22 protein-coding genes, 1 tRNA gene and 1 pseudogene are annotated in these 22,613 nt (G+C 65.8%); 7 read left to right on the top strand and 17 right to left on the bottom strand.

The window, feature by feature from the left end; translation table 11 throughout:
* Positions 1 to 6 precede the first annotated feature (6 nt).
* Positions 7 to 1,872, top strand: a complete 1,866-nt coding sequence (locus tag ACZZZF_RS18225) for a S9 family peptidase (protein ID WP_463499868.1) — start codon at positions 7 to 9, stop codon at positions 1,870 to 1,872.
* Here the strand turns inward: ACZZZF_RS18225 and smpB are convergent, their stop codons facing one another.
* From smpB to ftsE, 3 genes are all read right to left on the bottom strand, one after another.
* Positions 1,873 to 2,349 carry an SsrA-binding protein SmpB gene (gene smpB / locus ACZZZF_RS18220; protein WP_053096927.1) on the bottom strand — a complete coding sequence of 159 codons (477 nt, stop codon included), beginning with the start codon at positions 2,347 to 2,349 and terminating at the stop codon, positions 1,873 to 1,875.
* Between the two features lie 85 nt (positions 2,350 to 2,434).
* Positions 2,435 to 3,349, bottom strand: a complete 915-nt coding sequence (gene ftsX, locus ACZZZF_RS18215; RefSeq protein WP_463499866.1) for a permease-like cell division protein FtsX — start codon at positions 3,347 to 3,349, stop codon at positions 2,435 to 2,437.
* Positions 3,346 to 4,398, bottom strand: a complete 1,053-nt coding sequence (gene ftsE / locus ACZZZF_RS18210) for a cell division ATP-binding protein FtsE (protein WP_053096931.1) — start codon at positions 4,396 to 4,398, stop codon at positions 3,346 to 3,348. Before ftsE ends, ftsX begins: the two co-directional genes overlap by 4 nt.
* Positions 4,399 to 4,537: 139 nt before the next feature.
* Between ftsE and ACZZZF_RS18205 the strand changes: the two genes are divergently transcribed.
* Both ACZZZF_RS18205 and ACZZZF_RS18200 read left to right on the top strand, forming a co-directional pair.
* Positions 4,538 to 5,965 (top strand): DUF2510 domain-containing protein, encoded by a 1,428-nt coding sequence (locus ACZZZF_RS18205; RefSeq protein WP_463499864.1) that lies wholly within the window; start codon positions 4,538 to 4,540, stop codon positions 5,963 to 5,965.
* 21 nt (positions 5,966 to 5,986) lie between these two features.
* The gene (locus ACZZZF_RS18200; protein WP_463499862.1) at positions 5,987 to 7,033 is read left to right on the top strand and encodes a DUF2510 domain-containing protein; all 1,047 of its coding nucleotides are present in this window, start codon (positions 5,987 to 5,989) and stop codon (positions 7,031 to 7,033) included.
* 12 nt (positions 7,034 to 7,045) lie between these two features.
* On the opposite strand, the gene prfB is transcribed toward ACZZZF_RS18200, so the two are convergent.
* A complete protein-coding gene (gene prfB / locus ACZZZF_RS18195) occupies positions 7,046 to 8,155 on the bottom strand; it encodes a peptide chain release factor 2 (protein WP_053096937.1) in 1,110 nt (369 codons plus the stop codon).
* A 108-nt stretch (positions 8,156 to 8,263) separates the two neighbouring features.
* On the opposite strand from prfB, the gene ACZZZF_RS18190 reads away from it, so the two are divergent.
* Both ACZZZF_RS18190 and ACZZZF_RS18185 read left to right on the top strand, forming a co-directional pair.
* Positions 8,264 to 9,496, top strand: a complete 1,233-nt coding sequence (locus ACZZZF_RS18190; protein WP_463499966.1) for an MFS transporter — start codon at positions 8,264 to 8,266, stop codon at positions 9,494 to 9,496.
* Entirely contained in the window at positions 9,493 to 10,047 is a 555-nt protein-coding gene (locus tag ACZZZF_RS18185) for an NUDIX hydrolase (RefSeq protein WP_363521705.1), read from the top strand. The genes ACZZZF_RS18190 and ACZZZF_RS18185 overlap by 4 nt, the downstream gene beginning before the upstream one ends.
* Before the next feature lie 50 nt (positions 10,048 to 10,097).
* Here ACZZZF_RS18185 and ACZZZF_RS18180 read toward each other — a convergent pair whose 3' ends face one another.
* The 13 genes and pseudogenes from ACZZZF_RS18180 to ACZZZF_RS18120 all read right to left on the bottom strand — a co-directional run bounded on the left by ACZZZF_RS18180 (position 10,098) and on the right by ACZZZF_RS18120 (position 21,569).
* On the bottom strand, positions 10,098 to 10,508 hold the full coding sequence (locus ACZZZF_RS18180; RefSeq protein WP_463499860.1) for a hypothetical protein: 411 nt from the start codon (positions 10,506 to 10,508) through the stop codon (positions 10,098 to 10,100).
* Positions 10,505 to 10,939, bottom strand: a complete 435-nt coding sequence (locus ACZZZF_RS18175; RefSeq protein WP_233277342.1) for a TadE family protein — start codon at positions 10,937 to 10,939, stop codon at positions 10,505 to 10,507. The genes ACZZZF_RS18180 and ACZZZF_RS18175 overlap by 4 nt, the downstream gene beginning before the upstream one ends.
* The gene (locus ACZZZF_RS18170; RefSeq protein WP_295102822.1) at positions 10,932 to 11,339 is read right to left on the bottom strand and encodes a TadE/TadG family type IV pilus assembly protein; all 408 of its coding nucleotides are present in this window, start codon (positions 11,337 to 11,339) and stop codon (positions 10,932 to 10,934) included. The genes ACZZZF_RS18175 and ACZZZF_RS18170 overlap by 8 nt, the downstream gene beginning before the upstream one ends.
* A gap of 204 nt (positions 11,340 to 11,543) precedes the next feature.
* The gene (locus ACZZZF_RS18165) at positions 11,544 to 11,831 is read right to left on the bottom strand and encodes a hypothetical protein (protein ID WP_400342084.1); all 288 of its coding nucleotides are present in this window, start codon (positions 11,829 to 11,831) and stop codon (positions 11,544 to 11,546) included.
* Positions 11,832 to 12,012: 181 nt separating this feature from the next.
* On the bottom strand, positions 12,013 to 13,428 hold the full coding sequence (locus tag ACZZZF_RS18160; RefSeq protein WP_463499859.1) for a P-loop NTPase family protein: 1,416 nt from the start codon (positions 13,426 to 13,428) through the stop codon (positions 12,013 to 12,015).
* A 227-nt stretch (positions 13,429 to 13,655) separates the two neighbouring features.
* Positions 13,656 to 13,976: pseudogene (locus tag ACZZZF_RS18155) on the bottom strand (type II secretion system F family protein); the annotation flags it as partial.
* 373 nt (positions 13,977 to 14,349) lie between these two features.
* Positions 14,350 to 15,960, bottom strand: a complete 1,611-nt coding sequence (locus ACZZZF_RS18150; protein ID WP_463499964.1) for an ADP-ribosylglycohydrolase family protein — start codon at positions 15,958 to 15,960, stop codon at positions 14,350 to 14,352.
* A 29-nt stretch (positions 15,961 to 15,989) separates the two neighbouring features.
* On the bottom strand, positions 15,990 to 16,631 hold the full coding sequence (locus ACZZZF_RS18145; RefSeq protein WP_463499857.1) for a DarT ssDNA thymidine ADP-ribosyltransferase family protein: 642 nt from the start codon (positions 16,629 to 16,631) through the stop codon (positions 15,990 to 15,992).
* Positions 16,628 to 18,049 (bottom strand): 3'-5' exonuclease, encoded by a 1,422-nt coding sequence (locus ACZZZF_RS18140; RefSeq protein ID WP_463499856.1) that lies wholly within the window; start codon positions 18,047 to 18,049, stop codon positions 16,628 to 16,630. Before ACZZZF_RS18140 ends, ACZZZF_RS18145 begins: the two co-directional genes overlap by 4 nt.
* A 117-nt stretch (positions 18,050 to 18,166) precedes the next feature.
* Positions 18,167 to 18,889, bottom strand: coding sequence for a hypothetical protein (locus ACZZZF_RS18135; protein ID WP_463499854.1), 723 nt, complete (start codon positions 18,887 to 18,889; stop codon positions 18,167 to 18,169).
* 20 nt (positions 18,890 to 18,909) lie between these two features.
* On the bottom strand, positions 18,910 to 19,713 hold the full coding sequence (locus ACZZZF_RS18130) for a hypothetical protein (RefSeq protein ID WP_463499852.1): 804 nt from the start codon (positions 19,711 to 19,713) through the stop codon (positions 18,910 to 18,912).
* Between the two features lie 413 nt (positions 19,714 to 20,126).
* Positions 20,127 to 20,981, bottom strand: coding sequence for a hypothetical protein (locus ACZZZF_RS18125; RefSeq protein ID WP_463499850.1), 855 nt, complete (start codon positions 20,979 to 20,981; stop codon positions 20,127 to 20,129).
* A 75-nt stretch (positions 20,982 to 21,056) separates the two neighbouring features.
* Complete coding sequence (locus ACZZZF_RS18120; protein WP_463499848.1) at positions 21,057 to 21,569, bottom strand: ATPase, T2SS/T4P/T4SS family; 513 nt, start codon at positions 21,567 to 21,569, stop codon at positions 21,057 to 21,059.
* Between the two features lie 120 nt (positions 21,570 to 21,689).
* Here ACZZZF_RS18120 and ACZZZF_RS18115 point away from each other — a divergent pair.
* Positions 21,690 to 21,771, top strand: a tRNA-Leu gene (locus ACZZZF_RS18115).
* A 66-nt stretch (positions 21,772 to 21,837) separates the two neighbouring features.
* On the top strand, positions 21,838 to 22,608 hold the full coding sequence (locus ACZZZF_RS18110) for a DedA family protein (RefSeq protein ID WP_187250481.1): 771 nt from the start codon (positions 21,838 to 21,840) through the stop codon (positions 22,606 to 22,608).
* Positions 22,609 to 22,613 lie beyond the last annotated feature (5 nt).

The raw sequence follows: 22,613 nt of genomic DNA, 5'->3' as shown, positions 1-22,613 counted from the left end.
CGAACCATGTCGTCGCCGTTCGGTACCTGGACCTCTCCGTTCACCCCCGACCGGATCGCCGCGTCGTCTCCGCGGATCGATGGCAGCGCCTTCGTGGCTGACGAGATCTGGTGGGGTGAGTCGATCCCTGCCGAGGGCGGTCGCCTGACCGTGCGAAGTTCGACGGGTGCCGAGATCCTTCCCGCGCCATGGAGTGCTCGGTCTCGCGTCCACGAGTACGGCGGCGGGGCGTGGACCGCGGATGCCGACGGCACGCTGTACTTCGTCGATGCCAAGGATCAGCGCGTGCACCGCATGCCCCGCGGCGGTGTCCCCGTTCCTCTGACACCCCCGGGCCCGGCGCACGGCGGTCTGCGTCTGCAGAGCGGCCGCCTGTTCGCCGTGCGGGAGGATCTGTCCGTCTCCCCTCACCGACGCGCCATCGTCGAGATCCCGACCGACGGGTCGGCATCCGACCGGCCTGCGCTGTTGAAGACCCTCGTCGAAGGCGAGTCGTTCTACGCTCATCCGGCACTGTCTCCCGACGGTTCTCGTGCAGCGTGGGTCGAGTGGTCCGGCGATCGGATGCCGTGGCAGCGAGCGTCGTTGGTGATCTCGGACGGCACCGCGCGCACAGAGCTGTCCACTCGCGCCGCGCTGCAGCCCGAGTGGACGGCTGACGACGAGATCGTGTACTCCGACGATCCCTCGGGCCGCTGGGCTCTGCACCGACAGCGTGTCAGCGGAGCCCAGGCGGTCGGCACGGCGGAGCAGATCATCGACGACGACGCCGACACGGGATACGGCCTCTGGGTGCTCGGCAATCGCTGGTACCGCCCGCTCGCCGACGGTCGCGTCGTGGCTGTGCGCACGAACGGTCGCGACCGGGTCATCGTCATCGACCCCGACGGCAGCGCCCACCGCATTCCCCTCCCCGCAGACGGCCACGTGAGTGTCGACGATGTCGCGGGCTCCCGCGTGCTGCTCTCCGGAAACAGCTCGACGACAGAACCCGGGGTCTGGTGCGTCGACGTCGACACGGGTCGCGTCGAGGCCGTCGCGGGAGCTGCGCCGACCGATCCTGCGTGGATGCCGCCCGCATCCGAGGTCCTGGTCGACGGCTCGCACGGGCCCGTCCATGCCTTCGCGTACCCGCCGACGAATCCCTCGGCCCACGCTCCGGCCGCGGATGACGAGCTCCCGCCCTACATCGTGCTCGTCCACGGCGGCCCGACCGCGCATGTGACCGGCGCGGCGTCCGCCGCCGTCGCGTTCTGGACGAGCCGCGGCATCGGCGTGCTCGACGTCAATTACGGCGGATCGACGGGCTACGGCCGTGCGTACCGCGAACGGCTGGACGGCGGATGGGGCGTGGTCGACGTCGACGACGTGATCGCAGCGGCCCGCGGCCTCGCCGATGCCGGGCTCGCGGATCCCGCCCGCATCGCGATCAGAGGCGGCTCGGCGGGCGGTTGGACGGTGCTCTCGTCGCTGGTGCGGGGAGGGACGTTCGCCGCGGGGATCAGCCGATACGGAGTGGTCGACCTGCGGATGCTGAGCGCGCACTCCCACGACTTCGAGGCGCACTACATCGAGGGGCTGGTGGGTCCGCTGCCCGAGGCGGAGGCACTCTACGTCGCGCGTTCGCCCCTGACGCACGCCGACCGGATCGACGTGCCGGTGCTGCTGATGCAGGGTGCGGACGACCGTGTCGTGCCACCGGCACAGTCCGAGGCGATCCGCGATGCGCTGGCGACGAGTGGTGTGGAGCACGAGTACGTGCTGTACCCGGGTGAGGGCCATGGCTTCCGGTCGAGCGAGACGATCATCGACGCCCTCGAGAGGGAGCTCGCTTTCCTCGGACGCGTGTTCGGATTCACGCCCGCGCGCTGATCACTCCCCCACGCGGTTGCGCAGGCGCATCGCGCGCTCGGCTTCGCGGGTGTCCTGACGCTCGCGGAGGGTCTGGCGCTTGTCGAACTCGCGCTTTCCCTTGGCGAGAGCGATCTCGACCTTGGCGCGACCGTCGGAGAAGTACAGCTTCAGCGGGATCAGCGTGTAGCCGCCGGCGGAGACCGCGTGCTGCAGCTTCGCGATCTCCTCACGGTGCAGCAGCAGCTTGCGGACGCGCTTCGCCGAATGGTTGGTCCAGTGGCCCTGCGAGTACTCCGGGATGTGCACCGAGTCGAGAAAGACCTCGTTCCCCTTGACGAACGCATATCCGTCGCTCAGGTTCGCGCGCCCCTGGCGCAGTGACTTCACCTCGGTGCCGGTGAGCACCATCCCCGCCTCGTACGACTTCTCGATGTTGTAGTCGTGACGTGCGCGACGATTGGTCGCGACGACCTTCTCCCCGCGTTCCCTGGGCATGATTCTCTCCTGATCCGCGTCGCGCAATGGTTCCGGTGCCCGTCACGGGCGCACGACAGCCTGTCAGTCTATACCGGCGCGCGGGTCAGGTGCGAAGCCAGCGACGGATCGCGAAACCCGCCGACAGCGCGGCGAGCACGACGCCGATGCCGATCAGCACCGGGACGACGATGGCAGCGTCCTGCATCGACACCCAGGTCGTGATGAACGGCACGCGTCCTCGGAGGTAGCCGTCGACGCCGAAGTGGACGCCGGCGACGACGGCCGCGCTTGCGAGGGCCGAGCCGAGGAAGGCAGCGAAGACGCCCTCCAGGACGAACGGCGTCTGGATGAAGCGGTTGGACGCCCCCACCAGGCGCATGATCCCGATCTCCTTGCGTCTGGCGTACGCGGAGAGCCTGATGGTCGTGCCGATCAAGAGGATGGCGGCGATCAGCATGAGCGCTGCGATACCGACCGCGATGTAGGTCGCGACCGTCAAGGCGGAGAACAGGGGTTCGAGGTACTGGAGCTGATCCTGGACCTGCTCCACCCCCGCGACACCGTTGAACGCCTCGGAGATGACCTGCGACTGGCCGGGATCCTTCATGGTGACGAAGAAGACCTCGAACGCCTGCTCGGGCGAGATCACGCTCGCCTGGTCCTCGCCGAGCTGATCGACGAGCTTGGCGTACGTGTCTTCCTTGGAATCGAAGCTGACCTCGCTGATGAGAGGAGCGAGCGCCTCGCCGTCGAGCTGTGCTCGCACGGCGTCGACCTGCTCCTCCGATGCGCCGCCGTCGACGCAGGTGTCCTGCTCCGAGATGTCGGAGCACATGTAGACGGCGACCTGCGCCCGCTCGGTCCAATAGCCGCGCATCGTGCCGATCTGCGCCTGCATCAGGATCGCGGCGCCGACGAAGGTCAGCGAGACGAATGTCACGAGCACGACGGAGATGACCATCGAGATGTTGCGACGAAGCCCTCCGAGGGCCTCCGCGAGGATGAGTCCGATTCTCACGACGTCGGCCCCACTTCTTCCGTGCCGTCGTCGGACAGACCGAGTCGATCGGCCACCCCGAGCTCGGCGACGTCGACCTGCGGCAGCACGATGGGATGCGTCCGCGCCGCGAGGGCGACCGCCGGCTGCTCGTCTATCACCGGCGGCTCGATCGGCGCCGCCTGAGCCTCGGGAGTCTCGGATGCGGTCGGGACGGCGTCTGCGGACGCCGATTCCGCCTTGCGCTGCGCGCTGAGCTCCTCAGCGAGCGCGGCGCGGACCAGCGAGAGGTCGGCGGTCTGGCGCTGCACCTCCTGCACAGCAGTGAGTGCAGCGGCCGCGGCGGCGCCGCGCACCTCCTCGGGAACCAGACGCGGGATGTTCGACGTGTCTCCGTAGCCGCCGTGCACCTCGTCTCGCACCATCTCGCCATCGCGAAGTTCGATGACCCGACGCTGCATCTGGTCGACGAAGCCCGCCTCGTGTGTCGCCATCAGCACGGTGGTGCCTCCGGCATTGATCCTGGCGAGGAGCTGCATGATGTCGACCGACGTCGCCGGGTCGAGGTTTCCGGTCGGCTCGTCCGCGAGCAGGACCTGGGGGCGATTCACGAGCGCCCGTGCGATCGCGACGCGCTGCTGCTCGCCGCCGGAGAGCTCGTGCGGCATCCGCTTCTGCTTCCCGTCGAGTCCGACCAGCGCGAGCGCCTCGGGCACGGCCTGCTGGATGAAGCCGCGCGACGAGCCCGTCACCTGCAGAGTGAAGGCGACGTTCTGGTAGACGGTCTTCGACGGCAGCAGTCGGAAGTCCTGGAACACGGATCCGATGTGGCGGCGGAAGTACGGCACCTTCCGGTTCGCAAGCGAACGCAGATCGCGGCCGAGCACGGCGACTCGACCCGTCGTCGGCACGTCCTCGCGGAGGATGAGTCTCAGACAGGACGACTTGCCCGACCCCGACGCGCCGACGAGGAAGACGAACTCCCCGCGCTGCACTTCGAAGTCGACATCGGACAGAGCGGGCCGCGAGGTCCCGCGATAGCGTTTCGTGACGTTCTCGAACCGAATCATGGCGGTTCGAGCCTAAGCGCGCACCCTCGTCTGCCTGCGAGCGACACCCCGCTCGACCCCCCTGCGTGTCGCACTCCACTGCTATACATGGAGGTGCCGATCCGTGCCGTCAGCATGGACGATACTCCGAGGGGGAACCATGACGACGCCTGCAGGCTGGTATGACGACGGATCCGGGCGTCAGCGGTGGTGGGACGGCACCCAGTGGACCGAGCACTTCGCCCCCATCGTGGAATCCGCCCCGTCTGCAGCAGGCGAGTCGGCCGGCGGTCTGACCGGCGAAGCGACCACGGACCGAGGTTCCGAGTCGGCTGACGTATCGGGCCACTCCTCGTCCGACGCGATTCCCGATTCGGCAGCAGCCGCGGAGACGGCCGCTGCGATCGAGTCGGTCGCCGCGGTCGAGAGCCAGTCGTGGAACACGCCCGCACCCTCCGACTCCCGCGCCGACGCGGAGACTCCGGCCGAGCCGTCCGCCCACCAGGACGCGGGCGCCGCGCCCGCATACGGCGCGCCCGTGACCGATGCCCCTGTCGACGAGGCCGGCACCACGCATGAGCAGGGTTCCACCTCTCCGGAGTCCCCGACGCCGACCGACGACATCGTGCCCCCGTATGCGAACACCGCGGGTCCCTCCGAAGGTGGTGCACCCTCCTACCCGGGCACCGCAGCCCCCTCGTATCCCCGGGAGTACCCCGCCGCGCCCGCATACCCGGGATCGGCGGCACCCTCACCCTCGTACCCCGGCGCCGCCGCGTACGCTCCCGCCGGACAGCAGTACGGTGCGCCCGCCGGATACCCGCCCGCATACGGCGCCACGACCCCGGTGGCTCCGGCCCGCCCGTCCGTCCTCGGGCTCGTCGGGCTCGGACTCGCGGCGCTCGGAACGATCCTGTCGTGCATCCCGGTGATCTTCTGGCTCGGATGGCTCCTGCTCGGCGTGGGCTTCATCGTCTCGCTCATCTCGCTCTTCCTCAAGGGCAGGAAGTGGCCCGGCATCTCCGGACTCATCCTCTCGATCATCGGCGCGATCATCGCGGTCGTCATGTTCTTCGTCATCGTCTTCGCGACGGTGTCCGAGGCCGTGCGCGATCTGCCGTCCGCGCCGCCGTCGAGCGATTCCGACACCGGAATCGACGACGGCACGACCGACGACGGCACGGGGTCCGCGCAGGTCGAAGAGGGCACGATCGGCGACACCGTCGCACTCACCTTCCTGGGCGGGAGCGGCGAGATCACTGTCACCGAGGCGCGCTGGGCGACCAGCGACGGCTCGAGCGTCCCCTCGACCAACGGCGGTTACGTGACCCTCGAGACGACGTGGACCGGTGTCGAGGGCACGACGGCCGCGAACCCGCTGTTCACCTCTCTGGAGACGGCAGAGGGAGTCGAGGGTCAGGTCGACTTCTTCGTGACGGGCGCACCGAACGAGCTCCTCGACCCGGGGCAGACGGTCAGCGGCCCGATCACCTTCGACATCGCCCAGAGCGAGTCCTACGTCTTCGTCGTCACTGACGAGGCCGGACGCGACATCGCGCGCATCGACGTCGCTCCGTCGGCCGGCTGAGACCCGAGCGGAACGGCGATCATGACGGTCCCGGCAGGGTGGTACGACGACGGAGCGGGCCGGCAGCGCTGGTGGGACGGCGCAGTCTGGACTGAGCACACCGTGACCACCGAGACGTCGTCCGTGGCGAACACGCCACAGGAGCACGGCCAGCATGCCACTGAGGAGCCCCCGGTCGCCGCATCGGCGGACCCGATCTTCGAACCGCCCTATGCCTGGCAGTCGTCGAATCCCTCCCCCGGGGCCTCCGCAGAGGTGCCGCAGTACGGGCGCGCGTCGATGCCCGCGACCTCGGCAGGCGTCGTCGCCTCCCCCGATGCGACGGCAGGGTTCGGGTCGTACGGCCCTGTGCCTCCGAAGGCGAACACGAAGGTCTCTGTGCTCGGCATCATCGGTCTCGGCATGGCCGCGCTCGGAGTGGTCCTCTCGTGCATCCCGCCGATCTCGATGGCTGGTGGGGTTCTGCTCGGGATCGGATTCGTGCTCTCGCTGATCTCCCTGTTCCTCCGGGGTGCGAAGTGGCCGGGAGCGGTGGGCATCGCGGTGGCCGTGCTGGGTGGTGTCGTCGCGATCGCCATGATGCTGCTGACCCTGGGCTCCTCGGGGCTGTCGTCGATCGTGCCGACGTCCACCTCGACCCCTCAGGCGACCCAGAGCACAGAACCCGACGACACCGCCAAAGGCTCTCCCGGCAGCGCGGGAACCGAGACCGTGACGGTCAACGAACTCGAGGTCGGTCACTGCATTCCGCTCATCGAATGGGAGGAAGAGGTGTACGAGCTTCCGATCGTTCCGTGTGACGCGCCGCACACCGACGAGGTCTATTTCATCTTCGATGTGCCAGAGGGCGAATTCCCCGGGGACGACGAACTGCAGACCATCGCGGCCGAGAGGTGCGACGTCGCTTTCGAGGAGTTCGTCGGCATCCCCTACGCCGATTCGGAGCTCGACAACTACTGGTTCGTGCCGACTGAGTCGTCATGGAAGCGGATGAACGACCGCGCAGTCCAGTGCATCGTGATCAGCTACGACGAGATCACGGGCACCCTCGAAGGCGCCGACCGCTGAGACGAGCGTCGCTCAGTCCTCGTCTTTGCGCTTGCGCCAGCGGATGCCGGCCGAGATGAACCCGTCGAGATCGCCGTCGAACACGGCAGCCGGGTTGCCCGACTCGTGTCCGGTGCGGAGGTCCTTCACGAGCTGCTGACCGTAGAGGAAGTACGAGCGCATCTGGTCGCCCCAGCTCGCCGTGATGTTTCCGGCGAGCTCCTTCTTCTTCGCGGCTTCCTCCTCCTTCTGCAGCAGCAGGAGTCGGGTCTGAAGCACGCGCATCGCGGCAGCACGGTTCTGGATCTGCGACTTCTCGTTCTGCATCGAGACGACGATGCCGGTCGGGAGGTGAGTCAGGCGCACGGCGGAGTCGGTGGTGTTGACGGACTGCCCGCCGGGACCCGACGAGCGGAAGACGTCGACTCGGATGTCGTTCTCGGGGATGTCAACCTCGGTCGCCTCCTCCATGAGAGGGATGACCTCGACAGCGGCGAAGGACGTCTGCCGCTTGTCCGCCGAGCCGAACGGGCTGATGCGGGCGAGGCGATGCGTCCCTGCCTCGACCGACACCGTTCCGAATGCGTAGGGAGCGTCGATCTCGAACGTCGCCGACTTGATGCCGGCACCCTCGGCGTATGAGGTGTCGAGAACCTTGACGGGATACTTGTGGCGCTCGGCCCAACGCAGGTACATGCGCATGAGCATCTCGGCGAAGTCGGTGGCGTCGTCGCCGCCTGCACCCGAGCGGATCGTGATGATGGCGGAGCGCTCGTCGTACTCGCCGTCCATCAGCGTCTGCACCTCGAGCTGATTGATGATCTCGGTGAGCGCGTTGAGCTCGGCGCGTGCTTCGACCGCGGAGTCCTCGTCGCCCATCTCGTTCGCCAGGTCGACGAGAACCTCGAGATCGTCGAGCCGACGACCGATGCCCTCGACTCTGGCGAGCGCCGACTGGCGGTGGCTCAGAGCACTGGTCACCTTCTGGGCGCGTTCGGGGTCGTCCCAGAGGTCCGGCACGCCGGCTTCCTCGCTGAGGCGCGCGATGTCGGAGCGGAGGGTCTCGACATCGATGACCTCGCGGATGTCACCGTAGGTGAGTCGCAGGGCCTGGATGTCGGCGGAGAGATCGAGTTCGAGCATGTCGCGTCCAGCCTAACGTGCCGCCCCTGCGGGCGGGGACGGCGTTCGAACGGGAGTAGCGTGAATCGGGTGAGCAGCGCATCCACGGTCCTCAGGCGATTCGGACCGATGGTGTACCTCCCGACCGTGCTGTTCTCGCTCGGTGAAGGCGCGGTGATCCCTCTTATCCCGGTGATCGCTGCGCGGATGGGCGCCGACGTCGCCTTCGCCGCCCTGGTGGCATCCGCCCTCGTCGTGGGTCAGCTGTGCGGCAACCTTCCTGCGGGCTGGGCCGTCGCGCGCATCGGCGAGCGCTTCACGATGGTGATCGCGGGTGCGATAGCGATCGTCGCCGGCGTCGGAATGGTGTTCGCCCCCTCGCTGGGCGTGCTGGCCGCCTCCGTGTTCCTCCTGGGGTTCTGCGCGGCCGCCTTCGGCCTGGCGCGTCATGCGTTCATGACGACGAGGGTTCCCCTCGCGTTCCGTGCTCGCGCGCTCTCGCTCCTCGGTGGCAGCTTCCGCCTCGGAATCTTCATCGGGCCGTTCGTCGCCGCTGGGCTCCTGCAGCTGTTCGGTTCGGAATCAGCCGCGATCTGGTTCTTCCTGGGCTGTCTCGTCGTGATGGTGCTGCTCGTGCTGCTGGGCCCCGATCCCGAGAAGACGATCGCCCCGACGATCCCTGTGCGCACCGCCGCACTCGCGGATGATTCCGGCGAACCGGTCACGGGCTCGATTCCGACGACCGCGCGCGCGGGCATATTCCGCACGATGTGGCAACAGCGCAGCGTGCTCGGACGACTGGGACTCGCCGCCGCGTCGCTGTCCGCGGTGCGATCGGCACGTCAGGTCGTGCTTCCCCTGTGGGGACTCTCACTCGGACTCGACGCCTCGACCATCGCCCTCGTCGTCGGAATCTCGGGAGCGATCGACTTCGCCCTGTTCTACGCCAGCGGCCAGGTGATGGACAGGTTCGGGCGTCTGTGGGCGGCTATGCCGGCGATGGTGCTGATGGGCGCGGGGTTCCTGGCCCTCTCCTTCACGCACGACCTGGAAGCCGCGGTCCTGTGGTTCGGCATGTTCGCCGCCGTGCTCGGGGTGGGCAACGGGCTCTCGAGCGGCATTCTGCTCACACTCGGCGCCGACGTCGCGCCGAAGGAGGAGCCCGCCGCGTTCCTCGGCTCGTGGCGCACGCTGACGGATGCCGGCGGAGCGGCCGCTCCGCTGCTGGTGTCGGCGATCGTCGCGATCGCGTCACTGCCGATCGCCGCAGCGGCGATGGGTGCGATCGGCCTGATCGGCGCGGGTGGATTCATCCGCTGGATCCCGCGTTTCGTTCCGCGCAGCACACAGGAGGAGTCATGACCGCTGCCCTCCGCGCAGACGTGCGCCGCCTGGTCGTCGCGGCTCCGTCGTCGACGGATCACGATCGCGATGCCGCGGCCGACTTCGCGACGTTCTTCGCCGACGATCATGGGCCGGTCTCCCGCGACGACGGTCCCGATCACGCGACCGCTTCGGCGCTCGTGTTCGACCGCTCACTCACTCGCACGCTGCTCGTCTTCCACGCAAAGGGGCAGTTCTGGGTGCAGCCAGGCGGTCATCTCGAACCCGACGACACCTCTGTGGCGGATGCCGCTCTGCGCGAGCTGCGGGAGGAGACCGGTGTGGACGTCTCCGCCAGCGCGGAACCGCTCGTGTACGACCTCGATCATCACGCGCTGTCCTCGGCGTTCGGTCGGTGCGCATCCCATCTCGACATCGGGATCGGCGTCGTCATCAGCGACGATGCCGACCTGATCGTGAGCGACGAGTCGGAGGACGTGCGCTGGTGGGCGATCGACGCGCTGCCGTCGCAGGTGCCGCAGGGCTTCGCCGGGCGGGTGCGACGACTGCGCGATCGTCTGGTGAGCTGACGTCGCATCCGGCGGAGGTCGCCCTCGTGCAGGTCGACCCGAGCGAACGATCACCCCAGAGCGGTGCGACTCGTCCCCGTCGCCTCGAGGCGCACCCCGTCGGTCACGAACAGTGACACGAGCGGCGGATGCCACAGGGTCGAGACGGTCACACGTGCTGAGTGCCCGTCGGGGCTCGACGCTGAATCGAGGTCCACGGGTGACGGCAGCGCGGCGAGCAGTGCGTCGACCTGCTCTCTGACCCCCTGATCGGTGAGGCCCGCCCGTGCCGTCGTTCCGTCCACAGCCAGGGTGAAGCCGTCCGCTCCGGCGAGCGCTGCGGCGTCAGCGATCGCATCCAGCCGCTTCTGCGAGATGTAGAGGTCGGTCGCGCAGACGCTCACGAAGATGAGTGCGAGCGCCAGCAGGGCATAGCCGAGCGTCAGCAGCAGCACGCTTCCGTCGTCACTCGCCCCTCTCATCCCGTGCCCCACAGGCGAGAGACCTTCTGGACCGCCGACCCCTCGACTCGGATCGCGGCCGCCGAGTCCGATCCGAAGACCGCCGGCATCAGTGGCAGGGACACCGACGTCGTGACCGTGACGGTCACGACGGCGCCGGCCGACGGACACTCCGTCCCGACGGGCACGCACGCCACAGACACCTCGGTCGATTCCTCATCGATGCCGTACTGATCGGTGACGTCGGCGAGCACGAGCTCACTCCGCACTGCTGCAGTGGCGGCATCCGGTGCGAGCACGATCGTGCGCGCGACGTGGCGCGCGGCCGCCCCGACTCCCAGTGTCTGCTCCTGAATCGCGCCCAGCGCGATGATCAGGTAGACCAACGGCACAAGCAGGATGACGCCCACCGTGATGAATTCGAGTGCCGCGGAACCCTCGTCATCAATCATCGAAGGACTCTTCCGGCGCATGCGCCTGCACCTCCAACGCGAAGGGCACCCCGAGCAGCCCGATCACGGGGAGCGTCGTTCGGACGCGCACCTCGATCGTCGCGCGATCCAGTGCCGTCGATCGAACGGCCGTCACATCGTGGGCGTACTCGGCCCCGACCGCGAGGGTGATCGCCGCGCGGGCGCGCTCCACGCCCTGTTCCATGGGCGTGTCTGCCAGGGCCGCGTAGTAGGCCCCTTCGACCGCCGCGTCGTGCACGACATTGCGCACGTAGACGGCGAGCGCGAGCTGCATGACAGCGAGAGTGAGAAGGGTGAGGAGCGTGCCCACGAGCACGAACTCCACGGGACTCGATCCGCGTTCATCGCCGAGAAGGCGCCGCGGTGGATCGACAGTCATCAGGGAGACCTGTCAGAGACCGGAGACGCGTTGGATGGCCTGCTCGAACAGTGCGCTGAGCGCCGGGCCGGCGACCGCCCAGATGAGCACCACGAGACCGGCGGTCATCAGTGTGAATGGTGCTAGATCCCGGCCGGGCGGCCCCACGGGCGGCGGTGGCACCGAAGCTCACCAGCTCGCCCGATCGACAAACGCGAGCGCCCGTCACCGCATGAAGAACCAGATGGCAGCGACGATGGCGACGGCGCTAGCTGCGACGAGCGCCCATCCGCGCCCGTCCGCGCGGGGCGGACGCCCCTGGGCAGCGGGAGCGCCCAGCTCGTTGCGGATGCGGTCGGCCGTCGCTTCGAGCTCCTCCGACTTCTCCCGTAGCGGGTCGAACATGCTGGCGGTGAAGCTCAGCCGTTGCTTCGAGATCTCTGCGAGCTCAGCCTGCACATCAACAAGTTGCTGTTCGAGCTCGACTCGCCGCTCATCAGACACGCCGGCCATGCGGCTCCCCTCGACGCCTCAGTGTCTCACGGCCCATAACGTCTACGGCGACGATGGCGTAGACCTGGCGGGCCGCCGGTCGAGTCACACTGATGACCAGGCCGCGGCCCTCGTCATCAGCGTGAGTAGGTTCAGTTCCCGCAAGGTTGACGCTCCGCCCCACCGGACCGTGGCGTTGATTTTAGTCGGTGGGCTCATCCTCGGCGTCGACAAGGGAGTCGTGGTCGGCTGCAAGGTCAGCAGCGATGCTCGCCCAGTTCACGACAAGCGCATCGAGTGCATCTTGCCAGGCGCTTGTGGCGAGCTGCTCCTTCGCGGGATGGGACGAGGAAGCCAAGCCAAAGTACGACTTGGCGTAAGCGTGCTGCAGAGGCTCGTCGAACCTGAACTCGCCCGACGCGGTCTTGCGAATCAGCGCGCCCCGTTGCTCCTCTTGGAGTTCGCGAAGGTAGTGGGTCGCATTCGACGAAGGGTAATCCTTGTGCTCCCGCCTGATAATGGCGAGAATCTCACCCACTGTTCCGCCGCTTTCTGGCAACTGAGTCAGCGCACGAAGAATGATCTCCGTGTTGTCGTAGGTGCGTTTGCGATGCACTTTCAACGCGCTACGGAAGCGCGCACGAACGGTACCCGACCGGGTTCGAACGTACCCCTGTGCCGCCGCAACGAAGTCCTTCTTGGAGAAGACAGTGGTCTCGTCGACGGTCTTGGTCACCTCGCGTTCATCACAACAGGCGAGCGCAAGCGCGTGGGTGATACTTGCCGTGCCGACCGCAGTGTCAAGCAGTTCGCTTCGAATGGTCGAGAAATCAAGATTGAGGAGTCTGCCTCCAACATCGAGGATCTTGCCGAGTTCGTCGTGTCCGAGCGGGGGAACCTGAATGTCGACCAACCGGCTTCCAACATTTGTCGCGCCAGCGACGAGTTCGTCAACGGACTCCGAGACTCCCAGCACAATCACGCGGGTGGACTCGTAGCGAGCGCCCTCATCGGCAAAGACCTTGAGCGCGTGAGCAATCTTGGTGCGCTCGGTCTCGGCAACCTTGTGGAAGTCCTCGATCACCCAGGAAAGATCTCGGGCACCCAACTCTGCTACTAGTCGCTGCGGGCTCAGCTGTGGCGCCGTGATCGGCTGGCGAGTTACTCCTGAAGCCACACTCGCCGCCCCAGTGACCTCGACCTTCGCTCCGATCAGTTCGCTACCAAAGGTGCTCGCGAGAGCAACGCTCCCCTCAGTGCCCTCGGTGCTCTCTGCAACGTAGAAAGCACCCGTACCCGCGAACGCAGAGGCCAGAATCTCAGAATACGTCGAGTCCGGCGTGCACGACGTCTTGACCGCAGTGAGGCCCTCATCTAGGAGTGCCTTGTTGATGAGAGATGACTTCCCAGCCCCGGACTCACCCCAGACAACTATCTGAGTTCCGGGGACTCTCAGGCCTTTGGTACGTAGGTCTTTCATCTCGACCTCTCGACCGACGAAACCGCGGCCTGCGGGAACCGAAGGCGTGAACACTTCCGCGACTCGCACTCCCTTCTTAGGCACTTCCACCGATACGGGCTCCGGTGCTTGCGGCTTCTTGGATCGGAACATTGACATCTCTCCACCCTAGGGTCGCGCGAAAGAAAGGTTGCCACCGCCAGCGCGTTCCTCGCCTGTTTGAGACGGACCAGGGTGCAGGTCCCGTCATCAGTGTGACGAGCACCCATCCGGGTACGTCCCCCGATTCGTCGCCGACGAGATCGTCCATGAGATCGGGGGTGAGCGAGGCATCCCTGGTGGTGCTCCGTGGTCGAGAGGTGTGCATGTCGTCCTTTCGTGGTCGCTCAGCCGATGCCGAGTCGCAGGATGAAGAGACCGGGGTAGATGGCGAAGAGCACGGACAGCGGGAGGATCAGGAAGACGAGCGGGAGGAGCATCAGGATCTCCTTCCGACCGGCCTGTTCGATGAGGACCCGCTTGGCGTCCTCGCGAGCGTCCCCCGCCTGCGCATGCAGGACGGCCGAGAGCGGCGCGCCATGCTCGAGCGCGGCGGTCACCTGGTCGATCGCACGGGAGAGCCCCGGAAGCTGCAGTCGCGCGGCCATCTCCGTGAGCGCGTCGGCGAGCGGCGACCCCGTGCCGACAGCGAGCACCACGCGGCGGAACTCAGTTTCGTGCGCGCTCCCGTCGTCGCCAGCTCTCCCGTGCGGCGCGGACGCACCATGCGCGAAGAGACGGGACCGAAGTCGATGAAGACTATCCGTCCGCTACGCGGCGCCTGATCAAGCGATTCGAACACGACCTCTTCACGCGTCTCGGGGCGCGACCAGGATGGTAGTCACTGCTTGAAGGGCTTAATACTCAGCTCGCCGAGATCGCTCCGGACCTTGTCCTCGAGATAAGTGGGACATTCGGGGAGTTGGATTCTCGCGCAGAGCCGTCGGACAGCCGCACAGTGCGCGAGGCAATCGATGAGTTGGTTCGAGCCGCGGCATGGCAGAGCAACGTCGGGGTGCCGGCGCGGCCCCGGCGTGCCGCTTACCGAGAGGTGAGGTGCTCGAGGAGGAAGTCAAGCTCCGCGCGTGTGCCTTCGTGAAGAACCGCCAGCAGAGCCCGGCCGACAGCCGCTTCGCTGTAGTTCTCTTCGCGGAGGACTTCGATCAGCTCGTTCAGCCTCGACGATGCAGGGTCGAGCTCATCGCCGAAGAGGGGTGCAGGAAGCGGAGCGGCCTGTTGAGGATGGTCTGCGAGTTCGGCATCGGCGACGTACTCGAGCTCCGGGAAGAGAACCCCCTCCTCTGACCGCATGCGCGCTGAAGAGCCGACCGCGGGTCGATTGGGCAACGGGAGTTCTCGCGGATGGGCACGGTGTTTCACGAGCACAGACTGGCCGAATGCGGTCCGCGCCCAGACCCAGACGCTGTCCTTGTTTTTTGCTGGCGGTCCGGTGACGCTGAGCCAACTCAAGCCGGCGAGGGCGAGCTGCCCGTCGACAAGGCCGACCGCCTCGAGCGCAGACTTCGGGGGCTGCCAGCGCAGCAGGTCTGGGTACGGGAACATCTCTACGCGGCGCCCTTGCGACACGTCGTAGAGCCGGTCCGCTTCATCGACAAGGTACGCCTCATCGAGCACGGGGCTCAGGAGGGTGCGCGGGGATGCCGCGCCGACGATCGCGGCCGCCATCGTCCCGATGGTGTCTGTGTCCGTGTTAAGGCGAGCGGCGGCGATTTGAGCGGATTCTGCCGGGTGCTGCGGGAAGGCCACAGCAAGCAGCAGCGCGGCAGCGGCAGTGAGCGTGCCGCTTCCGCGGATCGTTTCGTCGTCAAGGCGCAGGATTCGGACGAGGTCGTCGTAGCGGACGCTGGCGAGGTTTCGATCGCCGGCAGCGTCGCGAAGTGCGGCCAGCGCGGGCATCGCGGTTCGCAGGATATCGGCGAGCTCGGAGACCGTGGCGTTCCAGGCGTGCTCGAGAGAGGCTTCCGCCTTTCGTTCCCATTGCGGCCGCCAGTAGGCGGCGAGTTCTGGTTGACGGACGAAGGCCACGAAAGCTCTGCTGGTTGTTTCGAGTAGCTCCCCGAAGACAGCTGGCGACGGCACCACACCTTGGTCGAGTGCGTATCCGAGGGCGGCGGCGTGAAAGACGGCACCAACGATTGCCCGGGGGTGGCCGTGAGTGACAATAGTGTTGCGGACTACGTCGTCGAGATAGGCGTCGGAACGCAGGTTTGCGGCAGCGTAGACGTGCGGCTGGATGCGCATGGCTGCACCGTTTCCGCCGGCCTTCTCCCATCCATCGAAGAAGTTGGTCGCCCAGTTCGCTTGCTGCTTAGACATCGCGGTGGCGGCAGCTTTGCTCGCTCGACCGCCCCCGAGTGCGTAGCTAGACCACACGGGAAGCTCGACTCGGGCGAAAGCTTCCACGTCGAAACCGTGGTTCCCGATCGCTCGAGACGTGGACAGCCTTAGTTGCGTATCGTCCGAGTAGCATCCTTCGGGGAGTTCTACGCGCACGCCAGCCCGGCCGCCTACGATGCGGCTCCACGACATCGGAAAAGTCAGTTCTCGACCGCGCGTGCGACGTTGTAGGTTCTGGGCTGTTGTCAGCTCGGAGATGAATCCGAGAGCGTCTGCCCATGCGGCCCAAACCATCGAGGAACGAGTGCGATCGCGTCGATTGCTCATTTGAAAACCTCCGGACGGACTTTGACCGGAACGTCGGCAGTCCAGCCAAGGGACATGAGTATTGCTCGAACATCGTCGATGTGGTCGTCGGTGGGAACGTAGATCGCCTGAAGGTGCGCAAGATCGACCCGGCCGGGGTAGAGCACCTCCGCCTGCACGTGCGTCGGCTGGTTGACCGGGGTCGTGGCATTGCGTCGAGCGACGTACCCGAAGTAGCCCCAGGGCACCTCGGGGTCGTAGAGCGCAGCGAGCCCGTCGAGACCTTCTCCGCGCTTCACCGTCGCGGCATAGGTGTTGTTAGTGGTGGTGAACACGACGCCTTGGTCGGAGAGCAGAGAGGGCGAGAAGGACAGCACCACCCAGTAGAGACCGTCCTTGGGCGGATGCCATCCTGTGGAGAACCCGAAGAAGTCTTTATTGACCGCGGTGATGGACAGGCTCACGTGACCTGTCCAGTCCGGGTCCTTTCGAGTGGAGCAGTTCAACAAGCGAACGCTTCCTAGGAGATCATCTGCGGTGAGCTCGTCGCGGCTCAGGAGCGCGCGGGCGTAAACAGTCCCGATGAGTCCGTGGTTCGTAGTGAAGTGCAGCACCTCCGTGATCTCCCGCTCGGCAACGAAGTCCTCGATCGTTGTCACAGCTCCACCCGCTTGTACGTAGCGGGGTCGAGGAGTGCGATCAGGTTTGACTCCTCACCGCCCTTCACCCCTATCGTGACGGTCTTCCGCGCGCGTCCGATCGCCATCGCAAGGAGCCGACGAAGGTACTCCAACTGCGCGTCTCCTTCTTCATCGCCGTGCGGGGTGACCTGCTGGTTCAACCCGAGGATGATGACGTGGTCGAACTCCAGCCCCTTCGCGGAGTGAATGGTCGACAAGGCAACGGTCTCTTCACCCGCCGGCCACGTGCTCGCCCGGGTGAGCTGCACGAACGGCACCCCCGCGGCAGCGAGCCCAGTCTTGACGAAACTGAACCATCCGCCGCCGAGTGGGTGCAAAAACGCCACCGACTCGTCGCGGAGGTTGGCCGTTTTCACCACATGCTCCACTGCCCAGGAAAGCTGGCTACTGAAGCGGCCCACAAGGAGGCGGGGTTTCGGGCCGGTTGCTGTCGCACTGTTGAAGTCGGGAAGAGAACCCCCGTCCCCGACACTCATGCCATCGAGGAGGGAACGAGCGAAGGCTGCGATCTGAGCGGTGTTGCGATAGTTGCGCTCCAACCTTCGTGAGGCAGCGACCGTGATGCCGGCTTCCTTCCATGTGAAAGAGCGCGGATAGATCCGCTGCGCGGCGTCCATCACGAACGTCACACTGTGATCGTCCGCGAGATGCGCAGCGAGAGTGCGGATCTGGTTGGCCGCAAAATCCTGCGCCTCATCGACGATGACGATGTCCCAGTGCCCTGTCTCGACGGCTGCCGCTTCGGCTGTGACGTCGTGCCAGTCCCGCACACCATGCACTTCCTTTTCTGCGAGGTACGGGTAGATCACCTCGTCGAGCAGCCGCCGACGGGTCTTGGCGTCCATCCTCGGAGACGCACCACGCCCGTCCCTCGTGCAGTAGATGTAGCTCTCCAACTCGCCCTCGCGGAACCGACCAAGGACATACTCCGCTTCGTCGCGGACGAACCGCGGCGTCAGTCCGAAGACATCGGCGAACCGGCCCAGCAACGCCTTCGTATCATCCGCATCCGGTGATGCGCCGGGAGGCAATAGATCGACTGCCCACTGGGCGAACGTCTTAACATCGAGAATGAGGTCGCGATCGCGCACCGCTGCGGCGAGAAGGTCGTTGCCCGCGACTTGCGCCTTGGCGAGCTCATGGATGTATCCCTCCAACGTCGTGTTGTACGTCAACACGAGCACGCGAACGGGATCAGGAAGATTCAGTCGCCGTTTACGGCTCAACCATCTACCACAGAGGGCTGTCAGTCGAAGCAGCGCGGTCGTGGTCTTGCCGCTTCCCGCTGCACCGTTCACGACGAAAACGCCCGGCCGGTTCTCGAGCAGAATCGTCAACTGTTCCGGGGTCGGCTGAACCCAAGGGAGAATACGCATGACCGCCTCCTGGCGGGGTCGGGGCCCGGTGCGCCGGACTCACATAACTCGGATGGTACTCCCGCTCTCCTGCGGGAGCAACGTTCATGGAGAAGAAGATCGCTCCCGTCCGACGAACTAAGGCGTGGCGGTAGTGATGAGGACCCCGCCGTGAGAGGCCACGGATCCGAGGACCCGCGAATCTGGATCCGCGATCCGATCACTGCCAATCCAGACTCGACCGAGTTCATCGGAATGGGCTCGTTCGATACGAAGCTCGGACTTGCCTCGCAGGCGGATCTTCGAGAGCACTGGCTTTGCTCTCGCTCCGACAACCTCGAAGCCGGCTTGGACTCGTGAATCATCCTCAAGCGTTCCCTGTGCCACGATCACCGATCCACCTTCGAGCTTCAGCTCATGGATCATAAGCGTCGACTTGCCCAAAGTCGTGAAGCCGATGAGCTCCGCCTTGGCGTCGTTTCGCACCCGAGCACGTGACAGATCGAACGAACTCTGATCCATGAGACGAATCGCCCGCGCCGTAATCACGCCGCGCGCCTCTGCTCTCGCGCCTCTCGCGACGACAGCAGACTTATCCCAGAGATCGAATTCCTGGAAGTGGACACGGCTCTTATCCCCGTACGATCTGATGCGCACCGCGAGGAGGTTTGCGGAGCCGCGCAACTTTATCCCTTGGACGGTGATACGGCCGCCGTTTTCAACTCGGGCGTCGCTAATGGACACGGATGTGTCGTCGTGGAGGTAACTGTCCGTGATTGCAATGCTTGAGTCCGTGGAGACCGTGGCCCCGCTCAGCAAGATTCGGGACTCGGCGTGAAGGTCGAGGTTCGACGCGATCACACGCCCCCCGTCGCGAACATCTATCGAAGATACGCGGCCCCGCCCATTGTGGTCGAGTCGAAGAGGAGCACCCCACCTCCGGTGACGATTGCTTGCTCGAAACTGATCCGAGTGGCACCGACACAGAGAAGCCGAGTGAGGTTCACGGAGAAATCGATCACCGCCGAGGTCAAGTTGAAGGAGAAGCCCGACCAGGATGGCAACTCCCCGGCTGCAGACGGCATCAGCCGCGCGCGGATGAGGTCATAGCCAGCACGCTTGACGGCGCTCTCTTCCGGCTGAGAGGATGCGCGATCGTGCGGGAGCGGTGCCCTGAGATACGCGCAGAGAACATCGAGGCATGTCTGGCACTCATCGCGCTCACCAAGCTCCAGCCACGCGTCCGCAACGGCAGCAAGTGCATACATACCCGCGGTGCGTTTGACGGGCGCGGTGGCGTCGCTTAGGAGGTCAGTCGCTGTGACGAATCGTTCACGCAAACTGATCTCCTGCGCAATCCGTCTCTGCTGCTCTGCTTCGCGCTGCCTGGTGCGCTCCTTCTTTCGATCCAGTCGCAAAGTCGCTTCCGCACGAGATCGCGCCAAGAGCTCTTCGCGATGCCTCGCCATGCTCAACGCGACACCGAAAACGGCGATAGCCCCACCCAAGGTGAACAGCACAGCTTGCGCCGCCGGCCAAAGGAACTTCGCTCGTTCCTCGTCGTCAAGAGAGGGGAACCAGTTTTGGAGAATGGCTTCGGGGACGAAGAGGATACCGAAGACGCCACTGACACAGAAGATGACAGCGGAGAGAGAGATAATCAAACCCCAGCGGTGCTCGACCACCCACTCGGTCCTCGTTGGAGGCTGCGATCCTCGCGTCTTTCCCGACGCGGGGCTCTTGCGCGCTGACTTGTTCATGCCAGCGCGGGTCTATTGGTTCGTTCCACGAGGAACCTTCCTTGTGCGCGAGCCTCGATTGTAACCTCGGTCCGGAAGCGAGCATTCGCCGTTCGACCACTCGGCGGATGCGCGCTCTGCCGGAGCGGATAGCGCCAGCGGCTTGGGGCATACCTGACGTGCGCTTCAATACCCGCGACGATGAGTGAGTTGCTGGCGGTTGGAAGGGATGCAGCGGCGACTATGGCGAACTCGCCCTTTCCGGGGTGAGGTGCAGAATCTGACCGCGACAGGTGTGAACCGAGCAGTAGCCTCGGCTGCGCGCCTGCCGGGCCCGCCCTCCAGTTGCTTCCGACTGGTCAGTGGTCGACGAGGTGTCCGCTGTAGTCATGCGTGGCGAGGTAGACGTAGCGCTCATCGACTTTGGAGATAAGTTCCACACACGTGCGTATTGAAACCGCGAGCATCTGCAGGCTTGGCGTGATCTCGAAGGAGGCAACACCATCGGTGAAATCCTCCATCTGGCGGACATCACTCAGCGCGCGCATGACCTGTTCGCTCCCATGCAGGAAGGCGCTGCTCGCTTTCCAGACGACGAGTGGCGAAGACAGGTCGTAGCCGGGTTCTGAGCCGCGAGGTTTCGGCGAAACGGCCGTGAGTATGGCTGTGTACCTCGGTGGTGAGCTCAACTCCACCTGCCGTAGCGGCCCGACGGTGGCCTTGAGCTCGTTCAGCCGTTGGATGGTTTGGGCCGTCCCGTGACGCGCAGGGGCAGAGTCCCGGACTCCCTTGATCACCTCAGCGAACCGGAGCGCCTCCTGTGCGTTGCGGTAAGCGAGCTGAAGCGCCCGGAGAACTCGGTCAGCCTTGCGATTCGACTTGACCAACCACATGGCCGTTGCTGCGGCCTCAACCGCAGCCCGGATCAGTGCATAGGGCGAGAACGGATACGCCAACACCCGCCCATTATCGTCATCGAACATCACCTCAAGGACCCGATCAAGGTTCTCAGTGGCCCGCGCTCGGTGCATCATCACGAGTGTGTCCAGAGGCTCTCTGGCCGTGTGTACACGTTCGGCGTCCAGCATTGACCCCAAGACCGGAGCTGGTAGCTGATCCACGAGTTCCCGATACGCGCCCCTGGCTTGTTGCATAGCGCGCAGAGCGAGTTGCATCTGCTCGTCCGTCTCTTGCCGGTCGTGCCGTCCGATCATCTGCCGATCGTAGTGGCCGCGCAAAGGTCGGACGGATCGAGCAGTTCGACGCGCGCCGTCAGCACCTGTCCCGCTCTACTTGAGTGCCTCGCCCATCGCCGAATAGTGCACTTCACAACATGCGACTCCGCCAGTATCCGCGATCGCGACATGCAGTCGCGCGCCATCAGGAAGAGACGCATCCACGAACGGCTGACTGATGTCGACACGGCGCCCTGTCGACTGCAGCATCCGCTCGATGAGATCGCGCAACGACGATTCCGTGAGACGCATCTCGATCCGCTCGGCGACCCCTCCGCGTGCGACGTGGATGCTCTCGGGGCCGTTGAGCCAGATCTCCTCGATCTCAGGGTCGTCGAGGAGCGACTGCAACGGCCCGAAGCCGCTGACCGCCGCGAGCACGTCACGCACGCATGCTGCTTCGTCGTCGATCACCGCCGCGCCCCGCGCCAGCGCCAGATCGTTGAACTTGCGCACCTCGGCGAGCGTGACCGAGCGCGCTGCCGAGGAGTCGAACGTCGGATCCGTTCCTTCGGCGCGTAGCCGCTGACGAACGCGCTCGGCGACGAGGACGGAGGGCTGGATCACCCGAGCATCCTCGCAAGGATCGGGTGACACGCGCCGGAGTTATCCACAGCGGCGGCGGTGCTCCTGCGGGCGGATCCCCAGCAACGCACGATCCCCCGATCAGTAGACTTATCCCAGCGCGCGGGAGTGGTGAAATTGGCAGACACGCAGGATTTAGGTTCCTGTGCCCTAGGGCGTGTGGGTTCAAGTCCCACCTTCCGCACCGATCTGTCGCACCCCCTGCGACCGACGACTTGACCGCCGCACAGCGCACGACGACGGGAAATCCATGCATCACGCCGCTCTCATCCCCTGGCTCGACCCCGCCACGATCATCGGCTCGGCCGGCCCCTGGGCGCTTCTCGTGGTGTGCTTCATCGTCTTCGCGGAGACGGGCCTTCTGGTCGGGTTCCTGCTTCCTGGCGACACGCTGCTCGTGATCTCAGGACTCCTGTCGCACCCGATCGCGGGTTCGGAGCACGGGGTGTTCGGCATCAACGTGTGGATCGTCGCGCTGCTCATCGGGCTCTCGGCGTTCGTCGGCGGTGAGGTCGGCTACCTCATCGGCCACAAGGGCGGACCCGCAGTCTTCGAACGCAAGGAATCGGGCCTGTTCAGCAAGAAGAACGTCGAGCGGACGAACGCCTTCTTCGAGCGTTTCGGCGGCATCACCGTCATCCTCGCCCGCTTCGTGCCGATCGTGCGCACCTTCGCCCCGGTCGCCGCCGGCGTGGGCCACATGCCATGGCGCCGCTACACGCTGTACAACCTCATCGGTGCGATCCTCTGGGGCTTCGGTCTGACGATGTTCGGGTACGCCATCGGCTTCATCCCGCCGGTCGCGCACTTCGTCGAGAGCTACATCGACCTGATCCTGCTCGCTGCCGTCGGCGGCACGGCACTCATCACGCTCTGGCACTACCTGTCCGAGCGTCACAAGGCGAAGAAGGAAGCCGCGGCCGGCGAGGGTGAGACAGACGCCACCGAGGCCGAAGAACTCGCCCTCGACCCCGAGGTCTTCGACCGTGCTCCGGACTTCGACGGAGACGGCAAGCACTGATCTCG

The organism is Microbacterium sp. AC215 (assembly GCF_979258645.1).
This window is presented reverse-complemented; position numbering and strand designations above follow the sequence as displayed.